This window comes from Infirmifilum sp., from assembly GCF_049970975.1.
Lineage (GTDB): Archaea > Thermoproteota > Thermoprotei > Thermofilales > Thermofilaceae > Thermofilum > Thermofilum uzonense.
In genome coordinates this window covers 1-4,552 of the sequence record NZ_JBMFLX010000106.1, presented here as the reverse complement: position 1 = coordinate 4,552, position 4,552 = coordinate 1, and the positions used below count along the sequence as shown (strand labels likewise).

At 51.7% G+C, this 4,552-nt stretch carries 5 protein-coding genes and 1 tRNA gene; 3 read left to right on the top strand and 3 right to left on the bottom strand.

The features are described 5' to 3' along the window. Positions 1-213: 213 nt before the first annotated feature. Together kae1 and ACP5KC_RS09000 are read left to right on the top strand one after the other, a co-directional pair. Positions 214-1,203 carry a KEOPS complex N(6)-L-threonylcarbamoyladenine synthase Kae1 gene (kae1, locus tag ACP5KC_RS09005; RefSeq protein WP_052884942.1) on the top strand — a complete coding sequence of 330 codons (990 nt, stop codon included), beginning with the start codon at positions 214-216 and terminating at the stop codon, positions 1,201-1,203. Then, complete coding sequence (locus ACP5KC_RS09000) at positions 1,191-1,895, top strand: Kae1-associated kinase Bud32 (RefSeq protein ID WP_273433239.1); 705 nt, start codon at positions 1,191-1,193, stop codon at positions 1,893-1,895. Before kae1 ends, ACP5KC_RS09000 begins: the two co-directional genes overlap by 13 nt. Here the strand turns inward: ACP5KC_RS09000 and ACP5KC_RS08995 are convergent. The 3 genes from ACP5KC_RS08995 to ACP5KC_RS08985 all read right to left on the bottom strand — a co-directional run bounded on the left by ACP5KC_RS08995 (position 1,892) and on the right by ACP5KC_RS08985 (position 3,417). Next, positions 1,892-2,629, bottom strand: a complete 738-nt coding sequence (locus tag ACP5KC_RS08995; RefSeq protein ID WP_273433238.1) for a serine protein kinase RIO — start codon at positions 2,627-2,629, stop codon at positions 1,892-1,894. The two genes, ACP5KC_RS09000 and ACP5KC_RS08995, sit on opposite strands and share 4 nt — an antisense overlap. Positions 2,630-2,632: 3 nt before the next feature. Continuing rightward, complete coding sequence (locus tag ACP5KC_RS08990; RefSeq protein ID WP_424739368.1) at positions 2,633-3,211, bottom strand: KH domain-containing protein; 579 nt, start codon at positions 3,209-3,211, stop codon at positions 2,633-2,635. A gap of 121 nt (positions 3,212-3,332) precedes the next feature. Continuing rightward, positions 3,333-3,417, bottom strand: a tRNA-Leu gene (locus ACP5KC_RS08985). Positions 3,418-3,492: 75 nt separating this feature from the next. Here ACP5KC_RS08985 and ACP5KC_RS08980 point away from each other — a divergent pair. Next, positions 3,493-4,359 (top strand): methyltransferase domain-containing protein, encoded by an 867-nt coding sequence (locus ACP5KC_RS08980; protein WP_273433236.1) that lies wholly within the window; start codon positions 3,493-3,495, stop codon positions 4,357-4,359. Positions 4,360-4,552 lie beyond the last annotated feature (193 nt).

The following is a 4,552-nucleotide window of genomic DNA, read 5'->3' as shown; positions in this document are numbered from 1 at the left end:
GGCTGGATTCTTTCTCTAGCCTTGACTTGAGAAGCTATCACCTCACCCCTCAAACGGGCGTTTTACAATCATTCAATCTCTCTGAGCAGCCTATTCTTCAGTCAGTCTCTGGATAAGCTGGCTTTATGAGTCGTGCAACACCAGGTGGAGCGACCTCTCTTACCATTCAACGTAAAGACAAAATACTGGGGTGCCAGATCTTTCTATGGTAACATGACGATTGTTCTCGGCATCGAGTCAACGGCGCACACTTTCGGGGTAGGCATAGCTACAGAGCGCGGCGAGATTCTCGCAAACGTTTTTAAGACGTATCGGCCCCCCTCGGGCGGTATAAAGCCAAGCGAGGCTGCCGAGCATCACAGCAAGGTAGCCCCTGGAGTTCTTAAGGAGGCCCTGAGGAAGGCCTCACTTGATCCCCCGGATCTTGACGCTATAGCCGTAGCCCTCGGCCCGGGTATGGGCCCATGCCTTCGCGTGGGGGCGACTCTGGCCAGATACCTGGCTTTAAAGTATGATAAGCCCCTCGTGCCTGTTAATCACGCGGTAGCACACATCGAGATTGCACTGCTAACTACGGGGTTTAAGGATCCCGTAATAGTCTACGTAGCCGGGGGAAACACAATCATATCCGCATTTAACGCTGGCAGGTATAGGGTCTTCGGGGAAACTCTAGACATACCCATTGGAAACTGTCTCGACACCTTTGCCCGCGAGATAGGCTTAGGCTTCCCAGGTGTCCCAAAGCTGGAAGAGCTTGCAAGGAAAGGATCCAATTATATCGAGCTTCCCTATGTAGTCAAGGGTCAAGATCTCTCATACAGCGGGCTCTTAACATATGCGTTAAAACTCTACAAGGAGGGAAGCTATAAGCTCGAGGATCTCTGTTTCAGCCTCTTAGAAACAGCGTACTCCATGCTTGTGGAGGTCACAGAGCGTGCAGTGGCTCACACGGGCAAGAGAGAAGTTGTATTGACGGGGGGAGTCGCCAGGAGCGAGCTACTCTCAAGGAAACTACAGCTAATGGCTGAGTCTAGAGGGGTTTCCTTTGCGAGGGTATTGGGAGAACTAGCAGGGGATAACGGTGCGATGATCGCGTATACAGGTGCACTCGCATACACGAGCGGAATCACGATCCCGGTAGAGGAGAGCAGGATAAGGCCTCTCTGGAGGCTTGACGAGGTGGACATACCTTGGAGGAAGTAGCTAGACTACTGGAGGAGAAGATAGGGCTCTCGCCTGCAAGGATCATCGCTGTCGGGGCGGAAGCAGTTCTCGTGGAAGGCGTCCTCTCAAGTGAGAAAGTCGTGGCTAAATACAGGTTGCCGAAACCATACAGGGACCCACAACTCGACGTGAAGCTACGCAAGGCTAGGACAAGCTTAGAGGCACGCCTGTTGGCCAAGGCTGGGCTCTTAGGGGTAAATGTCCCGGACATCGTCTACCTAGACGCGGAAGATGGATTACTGGTCATGTCGTATATTGAGGGCCTGAAACTAAAGGAGGTAATTGAAAAGGGGAGCAATGAAGAAATTCTGCATCTCTTGCACCGTGCAGGCTCCATGGTTGCATCACTACACATGAACGGGATAATACACGGTGACCTAACCACCAGCAACTTTCTTGTAAGCGGGAACGATGTGTGGCTCGTGGACTTTGGTCTCGGCTTTTTCTCACAGAGAGAAGAGGACAAAGGCACAGATCTCCACCTGTTTCTCCGCGTGCTCGAAAGCACGCATCCAATCTCAACTGATTTGTTGTTCTCGCATTTCATAGAAGGGTACCGGGAGCGGGCAGGTGACGAATCTACGCAGAGGGTTCTGAGCAGGATGCGCGAGATACGGCTTAGAGGTCGCTATGTTGCATCGAGGCGCAAAGGCTTGCCTGGAACATCCTAACGTTCATGCAGAATCTCTTCCAAGAATTCTTCCGGTCTACCAGTTTCCACGTTTAGGCTCCTGAAATACCTGTAAATATTGATGATATCGTTTCTCAGAAAGTCTACAGCGTTGGGGTGCGACCTGAGAACCGCCGACCCGAAATCGATGACCATGATCTCGTCGTTCTCCTTTATCATGATGTTATATTCTGAGAGATCCGCGTGAACCAGCTCGCCTTCTAGGTAGAGCTTCTTAATAAAGCCCTTTATATCCTCTAAAACCTTTCCAGGGTCATCGGGGGGTCTATCCTTCAAAAGGGGGTATGGGACACCGCTCTCACCAAGAAACTCCATAATCAGAATGTTTTCCTCGAAGGCTATGGGCCGAGGAACCGGGAGACCAATAGAGTAAGCCCTTTTAAGGTTTCGAAACTCTTTCCTGCACCACGCGTTTATAAAACCTATTGGGTCTCGGGGAGCATTTTCAAACCTGGGATCGCCAAGGATATACTTAAGACGACTCTTCCTAAACTCCGACGTCCAGACAAGATAGATCTTGACTGCTACGTCATCGCCCTCAGGGGTAACCCCCCTGTAAACCCTTGCTTCTTTCCCCGTAGACACGACTCCATAGAGCTTAGAAAGAACACCTTTGTTCATCAGCCTGTAAACCGCCATGATTGTCCGATAGTCGAATACATCCTCTAAGACTTTCCTAAGCTCAGAGTCCTTCTCAAGCCGCTCCGGACACATAACCTATACCTGGCTCATCCTCTCCCACAAGTCAAGCCTACGCCTCCTCAATCCATAACTTTCACGCTCAAGGAACTTGAGAACAGTCTGATGTGACTGTCCCCGAATAAGACGCGAGATAGCATCCTTGGCCAGCCTCAGCTGCTCATAGTCCCCGATAAGCCCCACTACTTTCTCGCCAATTACTATCTTTACTCCCGTTATCTCCTCGAGAGTACGCTTAAACTTGCCCTCAGAGCCTATCACGCGGGCCTTTATACGGGCCAGATCAGCCTGGTTCCTTGCAGCCTCACCAAGATCAACGACCTCGAAATCATAAACATCCTCTGCGAGCAGGACAACATCGTCAACGCTAAATCCAAGGGCCAAAGCCTCCACGGCCTTCTTAGCCCTAAAGACATTATACATCGTTGAATTCTCCCCAGGCTCCAGAAACACAAACCCCTTCTCACTGTCAACGTTAACCCTCACATTGAATGCCTCCTCTATCCTCCGCTTATTCGATCCGTCACGCCCAATAACAAGCGCTATACGATCAGGGTCGACGGGCACGGGAAGGCGTCCAGCCGTACTCAACTCCAACACCTGCCTAAGATAAGCACCCGCAATTATAAAACACCACCGCCTGCGTCACCGGGGGCTCCCGGCTACCCCTCTCACGGGTTATTACTATTATCAAACTTGAGCTTGTGAGGTAGAATAGTGCGGGGGCCGGGATTCGAACCCGGGCAGGCCGACGCCAGCGGAGCCTCAGTCCGCCCCCTTTGACCTAGCTCGGGCACCCCCGCGTCAAAAAGAATCAAGTATTGAGGGGCATAATAATTTTTTCTACGAATTCAGAGTACCTTCTATGCGGTCTTTAAATGCCTGAGAGGATTGCCTTCAAGCCGAGAAAAGGGACGGTCTTGACCCCCTTTACTGCACGAATAATTCTCGAGCTGCCACTGGGACGACCCGTAAAGGTTCCCGTAGACTTTGGCCTTGGTCGAGCCGAGGCTGTGAGGAATGACGAGGGTGTTATACTTACTCATGCTTTGGGAGAGTCGATGATAGAGTTAGGAGTTGTAAAGAGGCTTGCAGAATCCGAGAAAGTTCTCTTCATATCAGCAGAGGGCGACTTCTATTTTGTTGAGATAAGAGCTAAGCATTACTACAAACTGATGTACCTTGGCGAGAACGTGGCGCCGACAATAGAGATAGACGGCGTTCACATGCACAACATAAAGGAAACAACCCCCCTACAAGACGCTAGCCGAAAGGTGGGGATGCTCAGGGTCAAGAGGGGAGAGGTAGGGCTCGACATATGCACTGGTCTCGGCTACACCGCGATCGAGTCTTTAAACCGGGGAGCAGCGGTGACGACCATAGAGGCTGACCCAAACGTGCTATGGATTGCGGAGCACAACCCATTTTCCAGGAAGCTGGCTGACGCCGACATAGTTCTAGGCGACGCGCTAGACGTTCTCGACGAGCTTCCAGAGAAAAATTTCGACTTCGCGCTCCACGACCCGCCTGTCTTCGCGTTCTCCCCACGCCTCTACAGCCGCGAATTTTACGCAAAGCTCCACCGCGTACTTAAACCCGGAGCCAGGGTCTTCCACTACACGGGTGCACCGGGGAGGCAGAGAGGAGTGAATATCCAGCGAGGAGTAGCCGAGAGGCTCAGACTCACCGGCTTCAAAATAATAAAAGTCGTGAAGGGCTACGGGATTCTTGCACTCAAAACATAGGCTCAGCGGGGTCCGACTCAGCACAGATCAGTCCTCGCAAAGGCTCTTCACAGCCGTACTAAATAAACGGAGAAGGTTATAAGCATAAAGTCAGCCTGCCACCCTGCGCCACTGGGGCGGGCTCCCGGGTTACCCCTCTGAGGGGTTATTGTTTTGCTCCTGGTGTTGTCTTTTTCTTCTCGTTGAGTGGTGT

Excerpts from the sequence above, each read along its gene's own strand:
- kae1 (WP_052884942.1), top strand. The coding sequence starts at position 214 with ATGACGATTGTTCTCGGCATCGAGTCAACGGCGCACACTTTCGGGGTA.
- ACP5KC_RS08995 (WP_273433238.1), bottom strand. The coding sequence starts at position 2,629 with ATGTGTCCGGAGCGGCTTGAGAAGGACTCTGAGCTTAGGAAAGTCTTA.
- ACP5KC_RS08980 (WP_273433236.1), top strand. The coding sequence starts at position 3,493 with ATGCCTGAGAGGATTGCCTTCAAGCCGAGAAAAGGGACGGTCTTGACC.